Raw genomic sequence first — 23,772 nt, forward strand, 5'->3', positions numbered from 1 at the left:
GCTCCCGCTTTCCATCCCGAGGGTCGGCGGGAACGGGCGGCATCTGTGATCGCTTCCTTTTCGGAGGGCGTGGGTGTCAGGCGTGGTTCTCGGGGGCGCCGAACCAGCGGGTAAGCGCTTCGCGCAGCGCTGGCGCGGCATTGTCGGGGGACTCCTCGACGGCCGCGGCCCAGGCGATGTGCGCATCAGGCCGGATCAGGATGGCGTCGGCAGGGCGGTCGTCGGTCTTGGCGGTGTGGATGTCGACGCGGGAGCGCCAGCCTCGGGCCGCCCGGCGGAGATCCTCGCGGTCGGCGAGGTCCAAGAGGAGGGGCCGTGCGGTGTGCAGGAGCCCGCCGACGCAGGTCACTCCCCGGTCGCTGTGCAGGGTGAGGTTGGGGACGAACACCCCGGCCAACGGGTGGCGGCCGGATGGTTCCGGCATCGGGTAGCGAATGTCGGAGCCGGCGACGAGCGCCCCCATGCGGCGCAGCGGCTGCTCGTCGGCGAGCAGTTCCTGAAAGACCTCGCGGAGCGCTTCGGCGGCCGGGTCGGTTCCGCGCCGCAGCGCCACCTGAGCCCGGGTGTGAAGCATGGTGCGCGCGCCGGCGAAGTGCCGTTCGTCGTGGTAGGTGTCCAGCAGTCCGTCGGGAGCCCTGCCGTGGATGTCGGCGGCCAGCTTCCAGGCCAGGTTGACCGCGTCGAGCATGCCGGCGTTGATCGCCACGCCGGTCGCGGGGAAGAGATGCGCCGCGTCACCGGCCAGCAAGATCCGCCCACTTCGGTAGTGCTCGGCTTGCCGGGCCTTGAAGGTGAACCGCGACAGCCGGATCGCTTCGCCCGCCGGGAGATCCGCGCCCAAGACGCGACGGAGGCTCTCCTGGAATTCGGTCATGGACATCGGGGTGTCGTCGTCGTACTCGCCGGTCTCGTCCTCGGTGGTGTAGAGGGAGACCACGGGTGAGTCGGGCGATGCGCCAACGCCGAGGAGACCGCGGCCCGTCCGTGTGAAGCCCCCCTGGACCGTGCCGAAGCCGGCGACGTCGAGATCGCCGTTGCCGAGCACGGTCACCGTGTCGGGAAAGGTGACCTGGGCCAGCCGGTTGACCTCCGGATAGGTGGTGCCGGGGAACGCGATGCCCGCCGCGTCGCGGACCCGGCTGCGGGCGCCGTCGCAGCCCGCCAGGTACCGGGCGGTCACCCGGTACGGTCCGTCCGGGCCGAGCACCTCCGCGGTCACGGCTGTCTCGTCCTGGACGACTCCGGCCACCTGGTGCCCGCGGCGGATCTCGACACCGAGCTCACCGGCGCGTTCGTCGAGCAACATTTCGAGCTGCTGTTGCGGGAGCGGCAGGGCGTGCAACGGAGGATCGGCGAGCTGGGTCAGGTCGAGATGGACGCCGCCGAACGGGAACCGAGGGGCGGGGAAGGGGCCGGTGCAGGCGCCCTCGCATCGCTCCAGCAGGCCCCGGTAGCGCAGCAGTTCCAGGATCTGTCCGCCGAGGCCGCCGGCCTTCGGGGTGTCCCGGCGGTGCGGATAGCGCTCCAGCACCAGCGGGTGCACCCCGGCCAGGCGCAGTTCGCACGCCAGCATCAGGCCGGTCGGACCGGCTCCCACGATGATCACGTCGGTGTCCATACACTTCCCCCTCAGAACGGCACGTGTCGTGCCGCAAAGAAGAACGCACAAGTTGGCATCTCGTCAAGTACGGCACGTGCCGTGCCGGTAGAGTGGCGGCATGACTGACCCCCACCGCGGCGCCGCCCGGACCGAGGCCATCATGCGGACCACGCTGGAACTGGGCCAGGAGATCGGCTACGCCAAGCTCAGCATCGAAGCGATCGCGGCCCGAGCCGGCGCGGGAAAACACACCATCTACCGCAGATGGCCCTCCAAGGGCGCCCTGTTCCTGGACTCACTGCTCTCTCTGCACAAGTCCAGCCTGGACTACCCCGACACGGGCGACATCGTCGCCGACCTGCGCACACAGATCCACGCAGCCGTCGACCTGCTGGGCAACCCGCCCTTCGGCCCGCTGTACCAGGCCCTGGTCGGTGAGGCCCAGTACGACCCACAGGTCGCTAACGCGCTCAACGAGCGCTTCATCGGCCCCCAGGCCGACATGACCGTCGCCCGGTTGAGAGCGGCACAGGACCAAGGCCAGCTGTCGCCCGCCTTCGACCTGAGCCTCGCCATGGCGATCCTCTCCGGCCCGCTCTACTTCCAATTCCTGATCACCCAAGAACCCCTGACCCACGAGTACGTCGACCGTGTCCTCCACGCCCTCTTCACCGGCATGGGGAAACCCTCATGAAGCCCGTCGCACGACCATCAGGCCGTAGACGTCTGAACGACCCCAGGACGCGGGCGCCCTCATGGGCCCCGGGACGTCCGCGGTGTCCGAGCAACAACTTCGCGAGGGCCGGAGCAGTGCCCGAATGACATTAAGCACGCCGGTGAAGGTGATGGTGGGCAACGTGTCATACCCCTCAGGACCCGAACGACCGTTCTACGCAGACCTGTCTATCTGGGAGAGTCATGACAAGTAGGTTTACTGAGTTGACCGTTGACTGCCGTGATCCGGAGAGGCTCGCGGCGTTCTGGTGCGCGGTCCTGGACTTCAAGGTGATCGACCGGAGCGAGGGCAAGGTCGAGATCGGTTCCTGGGTGCCGACCGTCGAGGATGTGCGGGCCCGCCAGATGCCGCCCACCCTGCACTTCATCCAGGTGCCCGAGGGAAAGACCGTCAAGAACCGACTTCACCTCGACGTCAGCCCGATCGACGGCAGCACCGAAGACGAGGTGACCAGATTGCTCGGACTCGGCGCCACCACGACGGATGTAGGCCAGGGCTCAGACCGCAACTGGGTGGTCATGGCCGACCCCGAGGGCAACGAGTTCGACGTCCTACGCACCCTGGCACCGCAGCAAAACTAGCCTTGCGAGTCAGGAACTCTGTTACTCAGGAGTCGGATGTCGGGGTTCGCTGGCTGGGTGCGCAGCCTGCTGTTTTCCAGTTGGGACAGATGGAGGGCTCCGACGAGTGCTTCGATGTCTGCTTCCAGTTGCCGGATCTGAACTGCGTCGGCGACGCGGAGTTCCTTGAGTTTCGCGATCTGCCTTCGGAGCCGCTTCTCGTGGTCCGGGGTCTGGCCGCGGGTGCGGACCTGGTCGTAGAACTCGTTTCTGAGGTCGGGGTGTCGCTGGGTGAGGGCATTGCGCGGGACGCCGGCTTCGGCGGCCAGAGCGACGATGGTCCAGGCGCCATCGGAGCGGGCGGGGGCGTCGTTGAAGATCCGGTCCATGGCTGCGCGAATACGTGCGCGTTCGTCGGTAGCCGGGCTCATGAGGCGTTCTCGCAGCCGGTGACGCGGTCACGATGGTGGGCGTCGGCCTGAGAACGCAGGCGTGCGGAACTCCTGTATAGGCGCTCGGCAAGAGGTCCCGGCACCGCCTCGGAGTCCGCTTGACGCTCCAGCACGGCTCCTCGTTACCGAAGTTGCTGTGCGTGGTGGTCGGTACGGGCGATGTTCGCGCAGGACGGCTGACAACGGTGCAGGCTCGGGCTGTCGACGGTGTCCGCGCGGTGGCACAGCGCCCGGTCGCGGTTGTAGATACACATCAGCAGGGAATTCGGGTTGTCGTAGACGGCCAGAGCGGGGTTGTCGAGGATGTCGCGGGCCTGCCGCGGTGTGCGGATGGAGCCGGCGAAGGCCAGTGCCTGGGCTGCGGCCTGGACGGCCCGGCGCGCAGCCGGCCCGGAAATCCCCGTGCCCGCGGCGAGGCCTTGGTGGAGGGCGGTGAGGGTGTCGGCGGTGGCGCGGGCCGTCTCGAGTTCGAGGAGTTCGTGGATGCCGTCGCGACTGCGCGAGGCGTAGCCGGCACCGACCGCGGTGCGCAGGTGGCCGTACTGGATCGCGAGCGCGACGAGGCCCCCGGGCCGGCAGGCGATGTGCCAGGCGGGCTTGCAGGATGGTGCGCCGCGCAGCCCGCACGGCGTCCAGGGCGCCTTCGGTGATGACCGGGACGGCTGCCTCCTGCACCTGCGGCTCGGGCAGTACATACACGCGGTCATGGGTGTCCTGGCTGTTCTAGCCAGGCTCGCGCCGGTGCAGCACGTTCACCGTCCGTCGGACGCGCCGCATTGGTGAGCCGAGCAAGCCGACCGACCGGGCCCAGTACCTGGTGGCTCGCTCGTCCGCGCCGAAGCCGAACGAGCCGATCCGGCCGGCTCCGGGATAGTTCTGTGCCTGGTGGCGTTGGACGACCCGGTCGTGCGACGCCTGATGACCATCCCCGGGGTGGACGCGATGACCGCGGTCACCGTGCTGGCTGCGGTCGGGGACTTCCACCGCTTCGCCACCGCGGACAAGCTCGTGTCCTACCTCGGCCTGAACCCGCGGGTGCGCCAGTCCGGCGGGACACCTGCCCACCATGGCCGGATCACGAAGGCCGGCTGTGGCAAGGCCCGCGGGATGCGGGTGCAGGCAGCGTTCGCCGCGCTGCGCTCCCCGGGCCCGCTGCGGGCCCTGCACCAGCGGATCGCGGCCCGGCGCGGGATGCAGATCGCGATCGTCGTGGTCGCCCGGAAGATCGCCGTCATCGCCTGGCACCTGGTCACCAAGGAGCAGGACTACGCCTTCGCCCGCCCGAGCCTGGTCGCCTTCAAACGCCGCAAGCTCGAGCTGACCGCCGGCGCCGAACGCCGGATCGCCCGCCGCGGGGCGGGCTACGACTACAACAACAAGCAACTGCGCCGCCACGAACGCGAGATCGCCGAACAGGCCGAACGCGCCTACGCTCTACTGGCGGCCCAGTGGCAGCCCACGCGCCCGACCGGCAGGCCCCGCCTGCCCGCCATCCCCGGCGCTGGCCCGTGACCTGCCCTCCTTGACGATTACATCCGTAGTCCGCAGGTGGATCCAGTGCTCGGCCGGGAAGTCGTAGAACGCCAGCAGCTCGCCGACGTCGTCGGTGATCTTCTTGACGGCCTTCGGCCACTTCGCACCGTAGGTCTTCTCGAACGCGGCCACCGCCTTGAGCGCGTGCTCGCGGTCCTCTGCGTTGTAGATCTCCTGCAGGGCATTGCGGGCTCCGGGCTGGGCCGAGGTCGGCAGGGCGTTGACGACGTTGGCCGTTTTGTGAACCCAACACCTCTGATGGCGGGCTTCGGGGAACACCTCCGCAAGGGCCTTCCAGAACCCGAGTGCTCCGTCGCCGACGGCCAGGACGGGGGCGCACATGCCGCGCCGGGCGCAGTAGCGAAGCAGGTCGGCCCAGGACTCGGCGGATTCGCGGTAGCCATCGGCCATCGCGATCAGTTCCTTGGTGCCGTCCGCGCGCACGCCCATTACCACCAGGACGCAGGACTTCGCCTCGGCCAGGCGGATGCGCAGGTGGATGCCGTCGGCCCAGACGTAGACATAGTCGGAGCTGGCCAGGTCGCGCTCGCCGAATGCCTTGTGGTCGGCCTGCCACTGGGTGGTGAGGCGGCTGACGGTGGCTGGCGAGAGACCGGCCGAGCTGCCCAGGAACTGCTCCAGCACGGGCACGAAGTCGCCGGAGGACAGTCCGTGCAGATAGAGCAGCCGCAGCACCTCGCTGATCTTCGGGGACTTGCGGCACCACAGCGGCAGGACCGCCGAGGAGAACCGCTTGCGCTCCCCGGTGGTCTCGTCGATGCGGCGGTCGTTCACCCGCGGGGCCTTCACCTCCACCGACCCGGCGGCCGTGGTCACCGACCGGGGCTAGTGATAGCCGTTGCGCACCACTAGCCGACGGCCCCGGTCGTCCCGTTGGCCACCGGTGATCGGCGTCTCTCTTCTGGTGCCGGTCGGAGCGGATTGTCTCGCCGTCGCCGACCTGCGGGGCATGCTCGTGCTGCCCGGCGGGGGTGTGTACGAGAGGCAGGCGCCGGAGGATGCCGCCCATCGCGTCCTCTCCGGTCCCCCGGGCGGCTTCGGCTGCTGCGTCGCGTCGCCGTGGACTGGGTACAGGCGCGGCGCAGGAAGGTCATCACGCACGTACTGGCGACTGCGCCGATGACCCGCGAGGCCGTCGGGCATCTGATCTACCGCGATCCGCGGGCAACAGTGCGTGTGCTGCCCACCGTGCGTGTCATCGACGACCTTCCCATGCAGGGTCGGCTACGGGTCCTAGGCGGGCTGCAGGCCCTTGCCACCGGCGAGACGGCCTACATCGAAGGAGGCGTTGTACTTCCCTCCGCACCACCAAACCTCCCCCCAGAGTGGTGGGGGCAGAGGTCGCCCGGCACATGAAGGCGTGCCGGGCCGCCTCTGTTTCCGTCACCTGCGCAACAAGCCTCGGCGTTTCGGCCAACTCGCGTCGCGTCGGAGGCCGTCCAGCACTGCGACCACGCGTTCGACGCCTTGAGATTCCGGGCCCTGCCCTTCGTCCGGAATCGAGCGCGTTCGACTCGCTCCCCGTCTCGTTGAGCCTGACACCGCCGGACCAACCAGGTGCGGCGCGGACCCCCGAGGAGGCATGCAGGTGACCGTGACCGACACCTCGCTCAAAGATTCCACGCCACCCCCTCCACCTCCGGCCACCATCAACTTTGAGGGGAAGCACGGCAAGAACCCGCTGGCAGAGGCCAGTTTTGCGAAGATGTGCGGCCGGCTTCCGTCCGTGTTGGGGCACACCGCCCGCATGGCCTGGGCCGTGGACCGGCCCGTCGTCATGCTGCTGCTCACCTGCCAGCTCCTCACGGGAGCCGCGGCCGCCACGGTCCTCGCGTTCACCGCGAAGGCCCTGGCGCATATCCTCGGAGCCGGCGCGGTCTCCGAGCACCTGCATGCCGCCCTGCCCGCTCTCCTCGTCGTCACGGCGGCCGCGGCGGCCGGCCGGGTCAGCAGCGCTTTATCCTCCTACGCCGACGGGCGGATCACCCCACTGCTGATGACCGAGGCGGACGTCGCCTTGGTGTCCGCGGTGTGCCGCGTCGAAGCCTCCGCATACGGGGAGGACGGCTTCTCCGACCGGCAGGAAGCCGCCGAGGTCGGCGTCACACGCACACGGATGATGGTGCAGGACGCCCAGCGCTTCATGACCGCCGCCGTCCGCATGATCGCCGCGGGCGGCGTCATCACGGCGCTGCACTGGATGATGCTGCCGCTGCTGCTGCTCGCCGTCCTCCCCGCCGGCATGGGGGCCGTGCTGTCCGCCCGCGTCGACTACGAGACCCACTACGCCAACGTCGGCGACCGCAACGTACGGGCCATGATGCGCTGGTGGGCCACCTACTCCCGCTACGGCGACGAGGTCCGTGCGAACGGCATGACCGGCTACCTCGTCTACTGGTACCGGGCCCTGTCCGATCGCATCGACGAGCGCACCCTCACCGCCGCGCCCCGCATGCTGCGCATCGTCCTTGCGAGCAGCGCCCTCGGCGGGGTGTTCCTGCTCGGTACCTGGGCCACCCTCGCCTGGCTCGCCACCACCGGCCGCGTCGCCCTCCCGGTCGCGGCCACCGCGGTGGTCGCCGTCCAGACCACCCTGGCCGCGCTCTCGCAGTTCGTCATCCACGGCGCCGCGATGTTCCACACCTCGCTGTACCTCGCCGACATGCGTTCCTTCCTCGACATGGCCGCCGAACGAGTCCCCAAGCGCGGGGAGCTGACCATCTCCGAACGGGTAGAGGAGATCCGTCTCGACGAGGTCGTGTACCAGTACCCCGGCACGGAGCAACCCGCCGTCGACGGAGTCTCACTCACCCTGCACCGGGGCGAGATCCTGGCCATCGTGGGCGAGAACGGCTCGGGCAAGTCCACCCTCGCCAAGCTCATCACCGGCATCCTGCTCGCCGACAAGGGCCGTGTCCTGTGGGACAGCACCGACCTGGCCGACACCCGTCCTGACTCCCTGTGGTCCCGCACCGCCCTCGTCCCGCAGAACTTCGCCTGCTGGCCCCTGCGGGCCCGCGAGAACATCACCCTCGGGCAGCCCAAAACCTTCGACGACGGGCCCGTGTGGGAAGCCGTCGACGCTGTCGGCATGCGGAAAGCGGTCGAAAAACTGCCCAAACAGCTCGACACCCTGCTCGCCAAAGAACTCTTTGGAGGCGCCGAGCTGTCCGGAGGCCAATGGCAGCGGCTCGCGTGCGGCAGGGCCCTGTACCGGCAGACCCCGCTGCTGATCCTGGACGAGCCGACCTCGCAGATGGACCCGCGTGGCGAGCACCAGATCTTCCTTGAGATCAAGCGCATCGCCGCCAAGCGCATGACCATCGTCGTAACGCACCAGCTCGAGAACACCCGTCTCGCAGACCGGATCCTCGTCATGCGTGACGGCCGCATCATCGAGCAAGGCCGGTACGACGAACTTGCATACGGGAGCGGCTTGTTCGCTGAACTCCTCGCCCTGGCCAAAGATCGCTGACCGAGAGGCGTCACGGCGGGGCGTCGACCCCGCCGTGCTTCATCAGCGAAAGACCGCGTAACCGGATACGGTCTGACGTGGTGAGACGCTGACCTGCGTGCCCGCCTGATTCCCGCTACTTCCCATTGAGCGCTGCGCAATCGGGCACGCAGGAAGCACATGTGACCTTCTCCCCGTTCGAGCCGGATGCCGGAAGGTCCCCACCCGAGACCCGCGTCATCCGTCCACAACCGCCCGAGACAGAGCGACCAGCGGGCAGGATGGCCTCATGACAAAACTGTCCGCACGGTCGGTCCGTCGTGCCTCCTCTGGTTCAGTGCTGTCGTTGTGGTCACAGGACTCTGTGTTGTCGATCGGCTCAGTGGGATCGGTGCTGTCCGTGGGGTCCGTCGGTTCGGCCTTGTCAGTGGGCTCGATCGGAAGCGCCCTGTCGGTCGGCTCGATCGGCTCCGCCCTGTCGCTGATCTCAACCGGCTCGTGGCTGAGTACAGGATCGTTGTTTTCCGCGCAGTCTCGGTGGTCGGTGCTGTCCTGGCGTTCCTCTCGCAGTTTCCTGGCCGCGGGAGCGGTAGGGGCAGCGACCGGAAGCGCCCTGCTGTTGGCCCAGATGCTGCACAAGGCCGATACCGACACCGGATGACCCTGATCAGGTTGAGGGGTTATTTCGCTCGGCGTTCAGACCGGAATGAGTGCTTGGTCCCGTGATGCAGGGGCACGCCGGAAGACGGTCGCCTCGCTGGCGAGGATGCTTCCTTACGTCGAGATTCCCGGCGGTTCGCCGGGACTTCGCTGCGCGCCCTGCAGGCCACTGGCCGGAGCCTCTCGGAGCGATCCAACACGCGCTCACTGCTGATGTCTTGCCGAGTGGCGGCCGGCCTGGGCTCGCAGCCGAGCGAGGTGACCTCACCTCGTGACAAGTTGTGCCTAGTGTGATGCGCCAGTAGTTGATCGTTAGTAGTTGTGTGACTTCTGCTACTGGTGCGTCAGTTCCTCGTCGGGGCCCAAAGGCGGGTGCCCGAGACCAGAATGACGAAGTCGTCCGCATACCGGATCAACCGGTAGTTGGCCAACCCCTTCTGGCGTCGGGTGAACCGTCGCTTCGGGCTGGTCTGTGGTCCGCCCTCGATCTGGGTGAAGTGCTCGTCCAGGACCGAGAGGGCCACATTGGCCAGCAGCGGCGAGAGAATCCCGCCCTGCGGGGTGCCGATGACCGTCTCCTTGGAGGTGCCAACCTCGGTGAGGATGCCTGCCTTCAAGAGCGCCTTCACCAGCGCGAGCACGCGCTTGTCCCCGATCCGAGCCCGCACCCGGTCCATCAGGGCCGAGTGCGAGATCTCGTCGAAGCACGCCGTGATGTCGCCCTCCAGCACCCACTCATAGGTCTTGGATGCCAGAAAGCGCGTCTCGGCCATCGCGTCGTGCGCCCGCCGGTTGGGGCGGAAGCCGTACGAGCACGGCGCGAAGTCCGCCTCGAAAATCGGCTCCAGCACCAGCTTCAAGGCCGCCTGGACCACCCGGTCGGCCACGGTCGGAATCCCGAGGCGGCGCCGCTTGCGCGACCCCGGCTTGGGGATCATCCGTTCCCTGACCGGCACCGGACGGAAACTGCGGGACTTCAACTGCTCCCGCAGATCGGCGAGGAACTGCACCTCGCCGATCCGTTCCCGGACGAAGGTGACGGTCATGCCGTCCACTCCGGCCGAGCGCGCGCCCTTGTTCCCCGCGACCCGCTCCCAGGCCATGGCCAGGAACGCGGGATCTCAGACGAGGTTGTACAGATCGTCGAACTGACGATGAGGATCGTCGTTCGCCCAACGGTGCAGCTTGGTCTGGATCTCCAGTACCCGTCGCTCAGCCCGGAACGAGCCGAGCAGCGGATCACTCGTATTCACCAGCGGCCTCCTGGTCTTCCAGTACTTTCACTACTGACTTGCTGGCCCCCTTCGCCATGCGGCCGGCTTTCCCGGCCTCGGACTACTACGGAGCCTCCGCCCCGCCCGGCGCCGCCAGCAGACGACGTGCCTGTCCTTCCGCCGCACTGGCTGCGCGGGGCGAGGACGACACCGGACGGTTCCCACGTTCACTTGAAAGTCGATCGACGGGTGAGGCGCCCAGCTCTACCCCTGCGGCATCGCCACGGCTACGCCGCAGACATTCACCGTGACCTCCTGACCGTTGATCACATGGCGACCAGGAGTTACCCGCTCTCGCACAAGAAGCAGGTACGCACCGCGACCAGCCCATATCCGCCAGATTTGAGCTGGTGGGCCGTTAAGGGGCGTCAGACACCGGTTCCTCTCGTACACCTTCCCGTCTCGCTGACCGGACCCGCACCATCTGGCAGTACTGGCACGTCCCGGCGTTGTCAGGGCTGCTCCCACCCTCCCCGGCGTCTCCTGGATCAGGCTGCCCTCAGCTTCACCCAACCGCTGCGACGGCCAGGAGTCGAAGGTCTCTCACCCCCGCTCGACTTCAAGCGCCTCGTGGCGCACATGGTTTTCCGCCCAGTCGATCCCGCGGGTGATCGTCAATCCTGTGTCCTCTCTCTCGGTGTTTGCCCAGCGTGTGAGCCTGTGCGGGGACACGCAGCGACCTAATAGGAGGGCTCGGTGGCCCGACATCCGATGAGCTGTTCGTGGCCCCAGCTGACCGCACGGCCCCGGTCTTCGGAGAGAGCTCTGCGGCTCGCGTGTTGAGGAGCGGGTGGTCGTACGGGCGGCTCGGGTCACGATCATCAGTGCCCCCGCGGAAGCGATCGACACGCGCCCTCCGCAAAGGCACGGCGGCGGGGCCCTCTGCCTGTGGAGAGGAGTCCGGCTCCGAGTCTTGAGTAGGGGTCACCCGTCACCGTGCACTGCTATTAGGTCTTGAGCATTGCTCGCCCTCGTCGCCGCCTGGTTCTGTGCGTCACCTAGACGAGTCATTCCGAATGCTGACGGTGTGTCTGGGAACGCAGACAGGGCGTCCAAGATTCGTTGTGTGACGAACAACCTAGACGCCCTGCTGACCGCACTGTACGTGAAGATCGACGACGAGATCGGAGGTAGCCGATGGCTTGGCCGACCGCCGCAGCTGACGGATTCTGAGCTGGTCACCCTTGCCGTCGCCCAGGCGCTGCTGGGCTTCACCTCGGAGTCGCGCTGGCTGCGGTTCGTGGACTCCCGACTGGGAGCGATGTTCCCGTACGTGCCCAGGCAGCCGGGCTGGAACAAGCGGCTGCGGGCAGCGTTGCCACTGGTCAAGAGGGCAATACGACTGCTGGCCGTCGATACGGACTTCTGGTTCGACAACCACTGGATCATCGACTCCACACCGGTGGAGTGCGGCCGCTCGCGTCCGACGGTGAAGCGGTCGGACATGGCCGGCTGGGCCGGATACGGGTACTGCGCCTCGCACTCCCGGTTCTTCTGGGGCCTGCGCCTGTTCCTGGTATGCACCCCGACCGGGATGCCCATCCTGTGGGCACTGGCGAACCCGAAACTGGATGAGCGGGAGGTGCTGTCGGCGATGCTGGACCGCGAACCGCACCTGTCCACGGACCGGCCGAGCCTGCTGGTGATCGCAGACAAAGGCTTCGCCTCCAAGGAGTTCGAGGCCGATCTGGCCTTCCGGGGCGCGGAGTTGCTGCGTCCTTCTTTCAAGCGCGAGAAGAAGCGCAGGGGCGAGAGCCTCCTGAAGTCGGTGCGACAGCTGATCGAGTCGGTCAACGACACCCTCAAAGGCCAGCTCGACCTGGAACGGCACGGTGGACGGACCTTCGAAGGTGTCGCCGTCCGCGTCGCCCAACGCATCCTCGCGATGGCCGCCGCGATCTGGCACAACCACAAGACCGGCCAGCCCGTCATACGATCCTTGATCGCTTATGACCACTGACCACATCGGAATGACTCGTCTAGGGATTTGCCCCGATGCCCGCTGCGAGGTCGCTCGCCTACCGTCATAAGTAGTGCTGAACTTCCGGTCAGCCGATCCATTCCGCATCGAACTCGTGCGCCACGGAGGCCCGATGAAGGCGATCGCCCAGGACCGGTACGGCTCACCTGACGTCTTGGAGCTCAGGGAGGTCGACAAGCCGGTCGTCGCCGACGATACGGTACTGGTTCGAGTCCACGCGGCTGCGGTCAACGCCCGCGACTGGCACCTCATGCGGGGCGACCCGTACCTGGCGCGTCTGGTGCTCGGGTTGAGCGGCCCAAAGACGAAGATCCGGGGCACGGACTTCGCAGGTCGGGTGGAAGCGGTGGGCAGGAACGTGAAGCGGTTCCGTCCCGGTGACGAGGTATTCGGCGAAGTCGACGGGGCATTTGCCGAGTACGTGTGTGCCCAGGACAACGTGGTGGAGCCGAAACCAGCCGGCCTGTCGTTCGAGCAGGCGGCCGCGGTGCCGCTGGCGGGGAACACCGCACTGATGGGCCTGCGCGACTTGGGACGGGTACAGCCGGGACAGCAGGTACTGGTCAATGGTGCGTCAGGTGGTGTGGGCACCTTTGCCGTACAGATCGCCAAGGCGTTCGGCGCGGAAGTGACCGGCGTGTGCAGTACGAGCAACATGGAACTGATCCGGTCGATGGGCGCGGATCACCTCATCGACTACACCCGGGAGGACTTCACCCGGAACGGACGGCGGTACGACGTCGTGTTCGACCTGGTGGGGAACCATTCGTTGACCGAGTGCCGACGCGCGCTGACACCCACGGGGAGGCTCGTTCTCTCCGGTGGGGGCATATCCGAAGGCGGGAGCCTTATCGGACCGATGGGTCTCATCCTCAAGGGGCAAGTGATGTCACACTTTGTCCGCCATCGGCTGCTCATCCTCACGGCGACGCCGAGCAAGGAGAACTTGGCAGCGCTGAGAGAACTCGCCGAGTCTGGGAAACTCACCCCAGTCATCGACCGGACCTACCCATTGAGTGAAGTACCCGAGGCCATTCGGTACCTCGAAGTGGAGCATGCGCGCTCGAAGGTCGTCATCACCGTGTGACGGACCGCGGAGGCCCAGCATGTACCTGAGGCCGCCCCCTCTTCCTCACTCCTCCCGATACCTGGACCGGTCAGCGGACGGCGTCAACCACGTTGTCCCGCATGCCATAGCCTCATTCAACGACCTGACCTGGGCGGACCCCCAGCGCGAGCCAGAGTCTGGTCGGCGTGGCGACCTCTTGTCACCCCGGTACCAGTCACGCCCCCGATCGACCACCCGCGCCGACGGGAACTGAGATACCGGAAGATCTGCCCGCACTCCAGACATTCACCACCCGCCTACAGAAGGACTGGGACGCCGTCGTCCAGAGTCTGACCACCTGCTGGAACTCCGGCCCGGTGCTCGACCGAGCAGACCGCCGACGCCGCCATCGGCACCGTCTGCCGCATGCTGCGGCTGCCCTCGATCCGCAACGGGTTCACCGAGATCGCCGACCGGGCGCGCGCTGGCGTGGCAGGGTCACTGAGCCCTTCTCGGTAACGTCTCGTGACGGTTCGTGACCTTCGTCAGCTGGTGCGGCCGTGCTCCATCTGGAGCAGGACGAGGGCGGCGCGGGTGATCCGGGTGATCGCCTAGGGGTCGAGACTGACCCTGTGCAGAGCCTTGAAGGTCACCTTGGGTAGGGCGTTGGCGCGTTCGGCCACGCCGTGGACGCCGCGGATGACGGAGTTGAACGCCTTCGCGTCGTCGGTACGTTCGCCGCCCTTGGGTTTTCTGACCGGGTGGCGGAGGCCGGCCCCGGCGTTCTGGTAGCCGAGGGCGGTCAGGGTGGGGATGTCCAGGGTGTCGGCGAGCCGAGTCAGGGCGGCGATCAGGCCGTGGGTACGGGCGCGGGTGGTGTCGTGCTCGCGGCCGGGCCGGACCGGCGAGACCCAGAGCGGCCAGCCGTCGGGTGCGGAAATGACCTGGACGCTACCGCCGTGGTGCTTGTGCTTGCCCGACCACCACAGGTCGGCCTTGTTCGGGCCTGGGGCGGCGACGCGATCGGTACGGATGACGGTGCCGTCGAGGTTGAGGTGTGTGAAGCCGGCCACGGCCGCGCGCTCCAGTGCGGTGGACAGGTCCGGGGCGTGGTCGGCGAGCACGGTCAGCCTTCGTGGAGGTAGCGACAGGGGTGCCGGGACGGATGGCACCGGACACGGCTGTGGCACTGGCGCTTGGGGGTGCGGCGTCCCTGTGCGCGAGCACATCCCGACTGCCCGCCTGGACGAGTCAGATCCCAGGCTTGGCCGTCCTCAGTCTGGGCATGCTGCGACTCTACGGGTTCGCCTACGCCGTGCCCGAGCTGGAACGCTTCGGTGACCACACAGGCATGGCTCTGCACACCGCGCTCGCCCTGGTGCTGCTGGGCCTCGCGGCCTTCGTGGCCAGACCGGAGGAAGGCCCTGCGGGCCTGCTGCTGAACGCGGGCACCACAGGCGCGCTGGGCCGCCGACTGTTCGCCACCACCCTGGTGGCACCGCTGCTGCTGGGCCGGGGCGTCTTGGCCGGTGAAGACGCGGGGCTGTACGGGACGCGTCTGGGCATCGCGCTGCTGGTGTGCGGTCACGTGGCCGTGTTCATCGTGGTCATCTTCGCCGCCTTGGTCGTGGGCCGCCGCATCGAGATGGCGCACGCGCGTGCCGAAGGGCAGGTGCGGCAGAACGAACTGCTGCAGGCGTTCATGGACCACACGCCCGCGGTGATGTTCATCAAGGACCTGGACGGTCGCTTCCTGGCGGTCAACACGAGGTTCGAGGAGAGCACTGGCCTGTCCCGCTCACGGGTACTGGGCTGCCGGGATCGGGACGTCATGCCGCCGGACATCGCGCATCAGGCGCGGCTGGCCGACCTCGACATGCTGGCACGGGGCACCCCCGTACAGCGGCAGGAGAATTTCGACCTGCCAGGAGGTCCACGTGACTTCCTCACCACCTTGTTCCCACTCAACGATCCGTGTGGCTTGCCCTACGCCGTAGCCGGCGTGCTCGCCGACATCACCGAACGAGTCGCGGCCCAGCGCGAGGTTCAGCGGGCCAACCGGCGCTTCCTCGCGCTGCTGGAATCCGCACCCGACGCCACCCTGATCACGGACGGCGACGGCATCATCGTCATGGCCAACGCACAGGTGGAGTCACTGTTCGGCCATGCGCCGGCTGACATCGTCGGCGCCAAGGTCGAGGACCTGGTGCCCGGCCCGCGGCGTCCGTTGCACAGCACGCTGCTGCGCCGGTACCTACGGCTGGCAGAACCGAAGCCGGCAGTCCTGGACCGGGGCCTGTACGGGCTGCACAGCGACGGCGGTGCGTTCCCCGTCGAGGTGAGCGTCAGCACCTTCCAGGCCGAACATGACACGCTGGTGTTCCTCACCGTACGGGACATCACCGAACGCAGACAGGCCGAGGCCGAACACGCCGAACGCTACGAGCAGCAACGACACATCGCCTACACCCTGCAGCACAGCCTCATGGGCGAGCCGCCCCGCCTGCCGCACCTGCCCAGCGCCCACCGGTACCTGGCGTCCGTCCAGGACCCTGGGCTCGGCGGTGACTGGTTCGACATCATTCCCCTGGACAGGAACCGCACTGGCATCGTCATCGGCGACGTGATGGGCCGCGGCCTGGACGCGGCGGCCGTCATGGGCCAGCTCCGCGCCGCCGCCCACGCTCTGGCCCGTACGGGCATACCCCCCTGCCAGGTCATGACCGGTCTTGACGCGTTCGTCAGCGACCTGGCGGACCAGCTGGTCACCTGCTGCTACCTGGTGATCGACCGCGACGCCCGGGAGGTCACCCTGTGCTCGGCCGGACACCTCCCGGTTATCGCAGTGACCCCCAGAGAAGCTGCCCACCGGCTGCGGGCACCGATCAGTGTGCCGCTGGGCGTCAACGATTCGTGCGGCGTCGGGCTGTCGTTCCAGGAGACGACTCATCGGCTGCCGCCGGGCAGCACTCTCGCGCTCTTCACCGACGGACTGGTCGAGAGACCCGGCACGGACATCGACTCCCAGATCGACGTCCTCGCGCGCACCCTCGACATCGCGCTGAAGGACGCTCCCGCCGGCCCGGAGATCCTCGATGAGGCCACGGCCCGGCTGATCGGAGCCCTCATTCCGGACCCGGTCGCCCATGACGACGACGTGACGCTGCTCCTGATCGCCATGCCCGAGCCGGAGGAGGCCGCGGGTCCGACCGCACGGGAAACGCGTAAAGTCCTGTTCTGAAAGGGCATTGATCGCCTCATACGGTGCCGCGACGACCTCGGATTCAAGAGCTCGGGAACAGGAGCCCGGGCGGCCTGGGACGGCACGTCGTCTCCCGCTGTACTCGGGACGTTCCTCGATGACCAGGGGCTCACCGAACGCTCGTACGACTGCTGCTTTCACGGGGTCTCTCCTCGGATGATCGTTCGCGTCAGGTGATCGTCGTTTGGGTGGTCAGTCGTGTGGGACGACAACTACGGGCGCGGTGGAGTGGTGCAGCACGGCATGCGTGACCGGCCCGATGTGCGCACCGAGCGGGGAGCGGCGGATCCGGCGGCCGACGACCACCAGGGACGCTTCACCCGCGGCGTCCACCAAATGGTTGGCTGCCTTCCCGGGCCGCGAGTCCTCGACGACGTCCACCGTCGGGAATTTCTGCCGCCACGGCCGCAGTGCCGAAGTCACGGCGGCCGCTTGCTCCGCTGCGATCTGAGCGTTCAGCTCCAGGTCCGGGAGCATCCCGTACGCGATGTAGGGCGGCTCGTTCCAGGCGTGGATGACGCGCAGCGGGGTGCCGCGCTGAAGGGCCGCCTCGAAGGCGAAACGGATCAGGGTGTCGTCGGGTGCGGTGGTGTCGAGCCCGAGCACAACAGGCCGGGAGGGCGTGGTGTCGGATGCAGTGTCCGAGGTGTCCGACGGTTCGGTCGGGTGCTCGCCGGCGCCTCGTCCTTCGGCTTCGATCCGTACCAGGACGACGGGCCGTTCGGCGTGTGCCACGACGGCCAAGCCGACGGAGCCGACCGCGAAGCCCACCGCCCCGCTCAGGCCGCGGGATCCGAGTACCAGCAGTTCGGCGTCCCTCGCGGCGTCGATCAACACCTCGGCGGGCCTGCCGGTCACCTGCTCCACATGCAGCTCAACCTCCGGGTGGGCCGCCCGCAGACCGGCGGCCGCTTCACGCGGTATGCGTTCGGTCCAGTGCTGGTGGGTCTCGAGGCCGAGCAGCCGAGCCACGGCGATGGGTTCCGGGACAGGTTCCCAGACGTGCACCAGCTTCAGCGGCAGCTCGCGGAGTTTCGCCTCGCGGGCCGCCCATTCGGCGGCGGTCCGGCTCTCGGGCGAACCGTCGAGACCTACGGTGACGGTGCGGGTCATGCTGTTCACCTCCTGAACCGGGATCGCTCGATCCCGGTTCCAGCGTCTGGTCATGGTGGTTGGCGGTGCAGGGGCCGCACGTCCCCGGGAGGGCCCGTTCGGCCCCATGGACCCGTGTCCGCCGTGGGCGGGGGCGGCACCTTGTCGAGGACGGCCGTTGCCGTCCCCTCCTGCGGTCAGCGCAACCAGCCGTTGTCCCGGACGAAAGGCAGCTTGGCCCAGAGCCTGCCGAAGCCCAGGGTGTCGCCGGCCGAGGCCAGGGCGAGAGCCACGAGGATTACGGCGTAGATCAGGTGGTAGTCCGCGAACGGGTTGGAGGACATGCTGGCCGAGCCGTCGGAGAGGTGCTTTGCGGGCGGCCACTCGGCAACCCACATCAACGCCATCATCGCGGTGCCCGCGACGGCCGCGAGCCGCAGCGCGAAGCCTCCGACGAGGGCGAGTCCGATGCCGAGCAGACCGGCCATGAACAGCCAGTCCGCCCAGGTAGCGCCGGCCCAGGAGTGGAAGGTGGACTCCATCGGACCGGCGGCCACGCCGCTGAGGAAGCCCTTTGTCGGCGAACCGCCGTCGATCCAGCCCTTACCGGAGGGAGTGGCGTAACCGAACCCGAAGGTCTTGTCGAGGAAGGCCCACAGGAAGACGAACCCGGTCAGCAACCGGAGGGAAGCGCAGACGTAGGCGCGGGCAGTGGCCGTGTCGCTGCGCGCCGACACGCCGGACTCAGAGGTCGACGAGGCCCGGTCCCCGCGGAACGACGGCAGACGGAACCCCGGACTCCGGTGGGGGTGCTCGTGCATGGCCATGGTGGTGATCCCTTCGGGGAATCGGAGAGTGTCGGATCCGTGCCCGACAGCGACAACTTTGGCGGCGCGGGACTGGTGTCGCCGTATGCCGAAAGGCCGTGCCCGTAGGGCTGAACGGCCCTAGCTGTCGGCCTTGTTGGGCTCGTTGCCCGGGCATGTTCGTGGCAATGTGCGGAGGCCCTCACAGGGGCGCCGGGCGCCGGCCGCAGGGTTCACCAGCTCGTACGGTTCCGGCGACAGGGGCCATTCGTCCCCCGCCCCGAGTGCTGTTCCGGAAGCGTGATGGGAGGGAGGGTTGCCGGGGCGCACCCGCCACCGTCCGATTCGGAGGCACGCCGTGCACTGGCGTATCCCGTGATACCTCAGCAGGGGGAGAACTACTTCTCGCTCGCCCCTCGACCGCCACCGTGTGCCAGCCACTCCTGGTAGCCGGACACGGCCGTGGGCAGCGTCGGGAAGATCCGTTCGGCACCGATGGTCTCGGTCAGCCCATAGGCGTCAAGATCGTCGCGCAGGTCCTGTTTGACGCGGGCGAGTGCGAAGACGATGCGGCGCTCGTCGAACTCCTGACGCAAGGCGTCGACCGCGTCGAGCGCGGTGATGTCCACTTCGACGATGGCCTCGGTGTTGAGGACGAACCAGGCCACTGGACCTTCGTGATGATCGACTGCCGCGAGCGCTCGCCGCTTGAAGTCCTCGGCGTTGGCGAAGAACAGCGGCGAATCGTAGCGGTAGACAAGCAGGCCGGGGACCATGTGGGCCTGGGGATAGTCGTCCACGTCGTGCATCCCGGCCAGGCCCGGAACCAGCCCCTCGATCGCGTCGTGCGGGCGCGCCACCCGGGTGAGCAGCTCCGCGATGGAGAGCCCGACCGCCACGAGCACGCCGTACAGGATATCCAAGACCAACACCCCGACCAGACATCCCAGGGCCAGCAGAAGCTCGCGTCGGCGGAAGGCGGCCAGCCGCCGGAACCCTGCCAGATCCATCATGCGGACGGCGGCATAGACGACCAGGGCACCCAGCACGGTGGCCGGCGTGTGCGCGAGCAGCGGGCTGAGGAACAGCAGTACGGCCAGGACGGCGGCGCCGGCGACGAGAGAGTACGCCTGGGTGCGGCCCCCGGCCGAGTCCGCGAGGGCGGTGCGACTGGCACTGCTGCTCACCGGGAGGCCGTGCAACACGCCCGCGCCCAGGTTCGCGGCCCCCAGGGCCAACAGTTCCTGGTTGGCGTCGAGTTCGTCGCGGGCGGAGAAGGCACGCCCGGTGAGGATGACATCGGTGTAACCGACGAGAAGCAAACCAAGTGCCGGCAGGATCAGGCGCGGCAGGTCGCCTGGCGTCGGTAGCCCGGCGCTGGGGAGCCCGGCCGGTACCGCACCGATGACGGCGATGCCGTGATCGGCCAGCCCGAAGACCGCGACGGCCGCTGTACCGAGAATCAAGGCCAGTAGCGGACCAGGCGCACGTGGGAAAAGCCGCGCGACCGAGAAGAGGAGCACGATCGCCGCAACGGAGAAAATCAACGTGGCAGGACGGGCCGTGCCCAGTCTCTCCAAGAAAGAGAACAGTTGCGGGAAGAACTCGGATCCTGCGGTGCTGACACCGGTCAGTTTGGGCAGCTGGTCGACGATCATGATGAGTGCCACGCCTGTCATGTAGCCGACCAGAATCGGCCGCGACAGGAGGTCAGCGAGGAAGCCCAGCCGTGCCACCCAGGCCACCAGCAACATCAGCCCGACCACGAACGCGAGCCCGGTGGCGAGGACGGCATACCGTGCTGGGTCGCCGGCGGCGAGTGGCCCCACCACCGCGGCCGTCATCAGTGCGGTGGTCGACTCGGGCCCGACGGACAGCAGCCGTGACGAACCCAGCAGCGTGTACAGCGGCAGGGCGGGCAGGATCGCCCACAACCCCACGACCGGCGGCAGCCCCGCGAGCCCCGCATAGGCCATGACCTGCGGGACGAGATACGCCGCGACGGTCAATCCGGCCAGGAGGTCGCCGCGCAGCCACGACCGGCGGTAGCCGGCCAGCACAGCGAGCCCGGGAGCGAACCGTCGCACGAGACCGCTCCGCCGTCCCCCGGCGGACACATCCGGGCACTCGGGCATGGGCCTCCTTTGATCACGCCTCTCAGCATCGCCCCACACGGGTCACCGAGCCTTCGTCGACGCGAACGGTAAAACGGAGGGTGTCGAGTTCACCGCCTGGGTCAACGCCTCGTGTTATAGCAGGGCTACCGATTGCGGCACAGAATGCCCTCTTTGCCCTGGACCGGTGGCACGGGACGGCGCGGGCTGGAAGGGGGTGGGGCTTCGCCCTGCCGCCGTCCACTGAGCTTGTGGGCCGGTCGTCGGCGGGCGTGGACCGAACGGCCCACGGCGCCCGCCACCTGCCCGCGTAAGGCTGGAAAGCAGACAAGCCGGCGGCCCCGGTCCGGCGGTCGTCGGCAGGAACCCGACCGCAGAGGTGAGGATCATGATCCGCAGACATACACGTGTCGCCGCTGTGGCGGCCCTGGCTCTGGCGGGCGCCGTGGCCATCGGCGGGTGCGGCGGGAACGGCAGCACCTCCATCGGCGGGCCCGTCGGTCATACGCCCGCCGTCTCGGTCAGCCCCACCGCGCCGGGCAGCGGCACACCGACCGTTCCCGACGACACTCCCTCTCCGGCCGGCCCGACCAGCGGGTGGGGACCGAACATGTGGAACGGAAATTCGGGTTCCAACATGATGGGCGGCAACGGGGGCTCGTGGGGGCCCGGCATGATGGGCAACGGCATGATGGGCAACTGGTGGCTGCCAGGCAACGGCACCCGGGTGCAGACCCTCGACCAGGCCCGCCAGCGGGCGACGGCGTTCGCCGACCGGCTCGGCCTCCGGGTCGGCGAGATCATGCAGTTCTCCCGCAACTTCTACGCCGAACTGCAGACCACCGACGGCCACCCGGCCACCGAGGTCCTGGTCAACCCCGCCGACGGCGCCGTACAGATCGAGTACGGGCCGGCGATGATGTGGAACACCGACTACGGCATGCATTACGGCAGCCGAAGCCAGGCCCGGATCTCGGCCACACAGGCACGGAGCATCGCCCAGCAGTGGCTCCGCGACCACGGCAACACACTGACCGCGGGCGACCCGGAGCCCTACCCCGGCTACTACATCCTGCACACCATGCGGGCTGGGAAGATCACTGGCATGCTGTCGGTCAACGCCTCCACCGGCCAGGTCTGGTACCACACTTGGCACGGCACCTACATCGCCACCAGCCAGCGGTAACCCACAGCCACGGCCTCCATGGGCTGCGGAAGGGGAGCCCGAGGTGACGGCGGAGGACCCCGGCGATCAAACCGCCGACGCCGTCGTCGCCACCATGCTGCCATCGTGGAAGCCGCCCCGAGCATCGTGGAAGCCGCCCCGAGGCCATGATCCACTTTGCCGACGCCCGACCTCATGGCCCGTCACCTCACTGGCCCCGTCACCTCGCCGGCGAGGCGACCGTCTCCAGGCGCGACCCGACACCCCGAGATCAAGCACCGATTTCCGGCATGAAAACGACCTGTGAGTGGAATCGGCGGGCACCCTTCAAGGAATGGGAATGCCGTGTTCCCGCTCCCTTCGACGAGGTGGCAGCCCGGGCAGCGTAGCCCGTGCGTGCGGCGCCTCCCGCGCCGGCCCAGTGTGCTCGTGCAGACCAGCAGCGGCGGCCACGTAGTCCTGCGCCGTGAGCAGGCCGGTCAGTCGACCGTGCGGGTCGGTGACCGGCAGCGCGTCCATGTGTTCCTCCGTCATCACGGTTGCAGCACGGAGCGTCGACTCCTCCGGATGGACCGTGACCGTGCGGCGCCCGTGCACGAGGTCGCGCACCGTCCGGCAGGACAACGTCACCGCTGGGTCCGCGCAGGCGACGGCGAGCTCGGCGCGGTCCAGCACGCCGGCGCAGCAGCCGTCCTGGCGGACCACCGGCAGATGACGCTGCCCGGACCGCTCTACTACCTCCCAGGCCATCAGCAGCGTCTCGTCCTCGCTGATCGAGTACGGCGCCTCGTTCATCAGGGCACCCACAGACAGCCTCTCGTCCACGACTGCCTCCTTCCGGTCAGCGTTGGCTGGGCCGAGGCCCGCATCCAGTGGTTTCCCGCAGGACGGTCAGACGGCGGTGGTATTCGTCCTCGTCGATCTCTCCCCGGGCGAAGCGTTCTGCCAGGAACTGCTCGGGGGACGGCCCAGGTGGCCGGGCATCGGCACGGTCACTGCTCCCTCTCGGCCTCGCCAGGGCGCGGTACAGAAGGACGCCGAAGGTGATAATCAGGGCCCAGAAGAGGATCATGCCGGCGGACATGGCGAACCAGCCCCATCCACCGACACCGTGGTCGTACCAGAACAACATGGTGACTCATCTCCCTCACAGGGCACCGAGAGCCAGGGCCTGGTGCCTGCGACTTTCGAGGTGTCCGGTTCTCACGCTCGCCCGGACCGTGGAGCACGTCATGAGCCGGTGAGGCCAACGCAAGGGGCCGATGGGCCCTCATCGCCGAGAGGGGGATGAACAGGATCTGCTGCCCCGGGAGCACATGAGCCGCAAGCAGCAGCTCGGTCACGCGGGCAAGGGGACCGGCTCGCCGACGCCGTGTCCATCGCCGTACGGGCCCGGCGGATCGCCGTGCAGAGTGCCGTGGGCGGGATGACGATGTCTCTGGCTGCGATGGCCGCCGCCGCCTTCGGCCTGCTGCCGCCTGCCCCGGGCGCTCTGCTCCAGGAGGCCATCGACGTCGCAGTCATCCTCAACGCCCTGCGCGCGCTGCGCGTGGACCAGACCGCGCGGCCGGCGCTGACGCCCACTGCCGAGGCGCTCATCCACCGCTTCGCGTCGGAACACCACGACCTCCAGGACGTGCTCGAAGCGGTGCACGGTGCAGCCGACCACCTCTCCGACGGTCCCGGCCCACAGGCTCTGGCCGCCGTCGAAGAGGCGTACCGGCTGCTCACCGAACGGCTGCTGCCCCACGAGTACGCCGAAGAGCACCAGCTCAACCCCGCGCTCGCGCCCACCCTCGGTGGGCCGGAGGCGATGGCCACCATGAGCCGTGCCCACACCGAGATCGAACGCCTCTCCCGCCGCATCGCCACCCACCTGCGGCTGGCTCACGCCGAGGGCGGCTTGTCCCCCGGCCAGCTCGACGATCTGCGCGGCTGCCTGTACGGACTGCACACCGTCCTCCGCCTGCACTTCACACAGGAGGAGGAGAGCTATTTCTCGCTGGCCGAGTGA

General features: G+C 68.3%; 17 protein-coding genes and 5 pseudogenes. 11 read left to right on the plus strand and 11 right to left on the minus strand.

Annotation, left to right across the window (positions count from 1 at the left end):
* Positions 1–76: 76 nt before the first annotated feature.
* Entirely contained in the window at positions 77–1,618 is a 1,542-nt protein-coding gene (locus tag OG568_RS55025) for an FAD-dependent monooxygenase (RefSeq protein WP_329537542.1), read from the minus strand.
* 100 nt (positions 1,619–1,718) lie between these two features.
* On the opposite strand from OG568_RS55025, the gene OG568_RS55030 reads away from it, so the two are divergent.
* The gene (locus tag OG568_RS55030) at positions 1,719–2,294 is read left to right on the plus strand and encodes a TetR/AcrR family transcriptional regulator (protein WP_329537543.1); all 576 of its coding nucleotides are present in this window, start codon (positions 1,719–1,721) and stop codon (positions 2,292–2,294) included.
* Positions 2,295–2,518: 224 nt separating this feature from the next.
* The gene (locus OG568_RS55035) at positions 2,519–2,917 is read left to right on the plus strand and encodes a VOC family protein (RefSeq protein ID WP_329537544.1); all 399 of its coding nucleotides are present in this window, start codon (positions 2,519–2,521) and stop codon (positions 2,915–2,917) included.
* Here the strand turns inward: OG568_RS55035 and OG568_RS55040 are convergent.
* The gene (locus OG568_RS55040; RefSeq protein WP_329537545.1) at positions 2,914–3,285 is read right to left on the minus strand and encodes a hypothetical protein; all 372 of its coding nucleotides are present in this window, start codon (positions 3,283–3,285) and stop codon (positions 2,914–2,916) included. The genes OG568_RS55035 and OG568_RS55040 overlap by 4 nt on opposite strands.
* A gap of 185 nt (positions 3,286–3,470) precedes the next feature.
* A complete protein-coding gene (locus tag OG568_RS55045) occupies positions 3,471–4,055 on the minus strand; it encodes a hypothetical protein (protein WP_329537546.1) in 585 nt (194 codons plus the stop codon).
* 211 nt (positions 4,056–4,266) lie between these two features.
* Here OG568_RS55045 and OG568_RS55050 point away from each other — a divergent pair, with 211 nt between their 5' ends.
* The gene (locus OG568_RS55050) at positions 4,267–4,860 is read left to right on the plus strand and encodes a transposase (protein WP_329538292.1); all 594 of its coding nucleotides are present in this window, start codon (positions 4,267–4,269) and stop codon (positions 4,858–4,860) included.
* Here OG568_RS55050 and OG568_RS55055 read toward each other — a convergent pair.
* Positions 4,795–5,853: pseudogene (locus OG568_RS55055) on the minus strand (IS256 family transposase); the annotation flags it as partial. The gene OG568_RS55050 and the pseudogene OG568_RS55055 overlap by 66 nt on opposite strands.
* Before the next feature lie 631 nt (positions 5,854–6,484).
* On the opposite strand from OG568_RS55055, the gene OG568_RS55060 reads away from it, so the two are divergent.
* Both OG568_RS55060 and OG568_RS55065 read left to right on the plus strand, forming a co-directional pair.
* Entirely contained in the window at positions 6,485–8,377 is a 1,893-nt protein-coding gene (locus OG568_RS55060; protein ID WP_329537547.1) for an ATP-binding cassette domain-containing protein, read from the plus strand.
* 268 nt (positions 8,378–8,645) lie between these two features.
* Positions 8,646–9,017, plus strand: a complete 372-nt coding sequence (locus OG568_RS55065; protein WP_329537549.1) for a hypothetical protein — start codon at positions 8,646–8,648, stop codon at positions 9,015–9,017.
* Positions 9,018–9,384: 367 nt separating this feature from the next.
* Here OG568_RS55065 and OG568_RS55070 read toward each other — a convergent pair.
* Positions 9,385–10,269, minus strand: a pseudogene (locus OG568_RS55070) (reverse transcriptase domain-containing protein); the annotation flags it as partial.
* A 1,087-nt stretch (positions 10,270–11,356) separates the two neighbouring features.
* Between OG568_RS55070 and OG568_RS55075 the strand changes: the two are divergent.
* From OG568_RS55075 to OG568_RS55085, 3 genes and pseudogenes are all read left to right on the plus strand, one after another.
* The gene (locus OG568_RS55075; protein ID WP_329530528.1) at positions 11,357–12,250 is read left to right on the plus strand and encodes an IS982 family transposase; all 894 of its coding nucleotides are present in this window, start codon (positions 11,357–11,359) and stop codon (positions 12,248–12,250) included.
* Positions 12,251–12,383: 133 nt separating this feature from the next.
* Positions 12,384–13,358, plus strand: coding sequence for an NAD(P)-dependent alcohol dehydrogenase (locus tag OG568_RS55080; protein ID WP_329537550.1), 975 nt, complete (start codon positions 12,384–12,386; stop codon positions 13,356–13,358).
* Between the two features lie 345 nt (positions 13,359–13,703).
* A pseudogene (locus OG568_RS55085) lies at positions 13,704–13,799 on the plus strand (IS21-like element helper ATPase IstB); the annotation flags it as partial.
* Between the two features lie 65 nt (positions 13,800–13,864).
* Here OG568_RS55085 and OG568_RS55090 read toward each other — a convergent pair.
* Positions 13,865–14,466, minus strand: a pseudogene (locus OG568_RS55090) (transposase family protein); the annotation flags it as partial.
* 138 nt (positions 14,467–14,604) lie between these two features.
* Here OG568_RS55090 and OG568_RS55095 point away from each other — a divergent pair.
* On the plus strand, positions 14,605–16,560 hold the full coding sequence (locus OG568_RS55095; RefSeq protein ID WP_329537551.1) for a SpoIIE family protein phosphatase: 1,956 nt from the start codon (positions 14,605–14,607) through the stop codon (positions 16,558–16,560).
* A 213-nt stretch (positions 16,561–16,773) separates the two neighbouring features.
* Here the strand turns inward: OG568_RS55095 and OG568_RS55100 are convergent, their stop codons facing one another.
* The 3 genes from OG568_RS55100 to sulP all read right to left on the minus strand — a co-directional run bounded on the left by OG568_RS55100 (position 16,774) and on the right by sulP (position 20,614).
* Positions 16,774–17,694, minus strand: coding sequence for a universal stress protein (locus OG568_RS55100; RefSeq protein ID WP_329537552.1), 921 nt, complete (start codon positions 17,692–17,694; stop codon positions 16,774–16,776).
* 176 nt (positions 17,695–17,870) lie between these two features.
* Positions 17,871–18,500 (minus strand): DoxX family protein, encoded by a 630-nt coding sequence (locus tag OG568_RS55105; protein WP_329537553.1) that lies wholly within the window; start codon positions 18,498–18,500, stop codon positions 17,871–17,873.
* 377 nt (positions 18,501–18,877) lie between these two features.
* On the minus strand, positions 18,878–20,614 hold the full coding sequence (gene sulP / locus OG568_RS55110; protein WP_443077949.1) for a sulfate permease: 1,737 nt from the start codon (positions 20,612–20,614) through the stop codon (positions 18,878–18,880).
* Positions 20,615–20,981: 367 nt separating this feature from the next.
* Here sulP and OG568_RS55115 point away from each other — a divergent pair, with 367 nt between their 5' ends.
* Positions 20,982–21,779: a hypothetical protein gene (locus tag OG568_RS55115; protein WP_329537555.1), complete on the plus strand. Its 798-nt coding sequence runs from the start codon at positions 20,982–20,984 to the stop codon at positions 21,777–21,779.
* Positions 21,780–22,085: 306 nt separating this feature from the next.
* Here OG568_RS55115 and OG568_RS55120 read toward each other — a convergent pair whose 3' ends face one another.
* Both OG568_RS55120 and OG568_RS55125 read right to left on the minus strand, forming a co-directional pair.
* Entirely contained in the window at positions 22,086–22,583 is a 498-nt protein-coding gene (locus OG568_RS55120; RefSeq protein WP_266590406.1) for a CBS domain-containing protein, read from the minus strand.
* 16 nt (positions 22,584–22,599) lie between these two features.
* Complete coding sequence (locus tag OG568_RS55125; RefSeq protein WP_329537556.1) at positions 22,600–22,890, minus strand: SHOCT domain-containing protein; 291 nt, start codon at positions 22,888–22,890, stop codon at positions 22,600–22,602.
* A gap of 222 nt (positions 22,891–23,112) precedes the next feature.
* On the opposite strand from OG568_RS55125, the pseudogene OG568_RS55130 reads away from it, so the two are divergent.
* A pseudogene (locus tag OG568_RS55130) lies at positions 23,113–23,772 on the plus strand (hemerythrin domain-containing protein); the annotation flags it as partial.

The sequence above is a fragment of the Streptomyces sp. NBC_01450 genome, assembly GCF_036227505.1.
Taxonomy (GTDB): Bacteria; Actinomycetota; Actinomycetes; order Streptomycetales; family Streptomycetaceae; genus Streptomyces.

Excerpts from the sequence above, each read along its gene's own strand:
- OG568_RS55025 (WP_329537542.1), bottom strand. The coding sequence starts at position 1,618 with ATGGACACCGACGTGATCATCGTGGGAGCCGGTCCGACCGGCCTGATG.
- OG568_RS55030 (WP_329537543.1), top strand. The coding sequence starts at position 1,719 with ATGACTGACCCCCACCGCGGCGCCGCCCGGACCGAGGCCATCATGCGG.
- OG568_RS55035 (WP_329537544.1), top strand. The coding sequence starts at position 2,519 with ATGACAAGTAGGTTTACTGAGTTGACCGTTGACTGCCGTGATCCGGAG.
- OG568_RS55040 (WP_329537545.1), bottom strand. The coding sequence starts at position 3,285 with ATGGACCGGATCTTCAACGACGCCCCCGCCCGCTCCGATGGCGCCTGG.
- OG568_RS55045 (WP_329537546.1), bottom strand. The coding sequence starts at position 4,055 with ATGACCGCGTGTATGTACTGCCCGAGCCGCAGGTGCAGGAGGCAGCCG.
- OG568_RS55050 (WP_329538292.1), top strand. The coding sequence starts at position 4,267 with ATGACCATCCCCGGGGTGGACGCGATGACCGCGGTCACCGTGCTGGCT.
- OG568_RS55060 (WP_329537547.1), top strand. The coding sequence starts at position 6,485 with ATGCAGGTGACCGTGACCGACACCTCGCTCAAAGATTCCACGCCACCC.
- OG568_RS55065 (WP_329537549.1), top strand. The coding sequence starts at position 8,646 with ATGACAAAACTGTCCGCACGGTCGGTCCGTCGTGCCTCCTCTGGTTCA.
- OG568_RS55080 (WP_329537550.1), top strand. The coding sequence starts at position 12,384 with ATGAAGGCGATCGCCCAGGACCGGTACGGCTCACCTGACGTCTTGGAG.
- OG568_RS55095 (WP_329537551.1), top strand. The coding sequence starts at position 14,605 with ATGCTGCGACTCTACGGGTTCGCCTACGCCGTGCCCGAGCTGGAACGC.
- OG568_RS55100 (WP_329537552.1), bottom strand. The coding sequence starts at position 17,694 with ATGACCCGCACCGTCACCGTAGGTCTCGACGGTTCGCCCGAGAGCCGG.
- OG568_RS55105 (WP_329537553.1), bottom strand. The coding sequence starts at position 18,500 with ATGGCCATGCACGAGCACCCCCACCGGAGTCCGGGGTTCCGTCTGCCG.
- sulP (WP_443077949.1), bottom strand. The coding sequence starts at position 20,614 with ATGCCCGAGTGCCCGGATGTGTCCGCCGGGGGACGGCGGAGCGGTCTC.
- OG568_RS55115 (WP_329537555.1), top strand. The coding sequence starts at position 20,982 with ATGATCCGCAGACATACACGTGTCGCCGCTGTGGCGGCCCTGGCTCTG.
- OG568_RS55125 (WP_329537556.1), bottom strand. The coding sequence starts at position 22,890 with ATGTTGTTCTGGTACGACCACGGTGTCGGTGGATGGGGCTGGTTCGCC.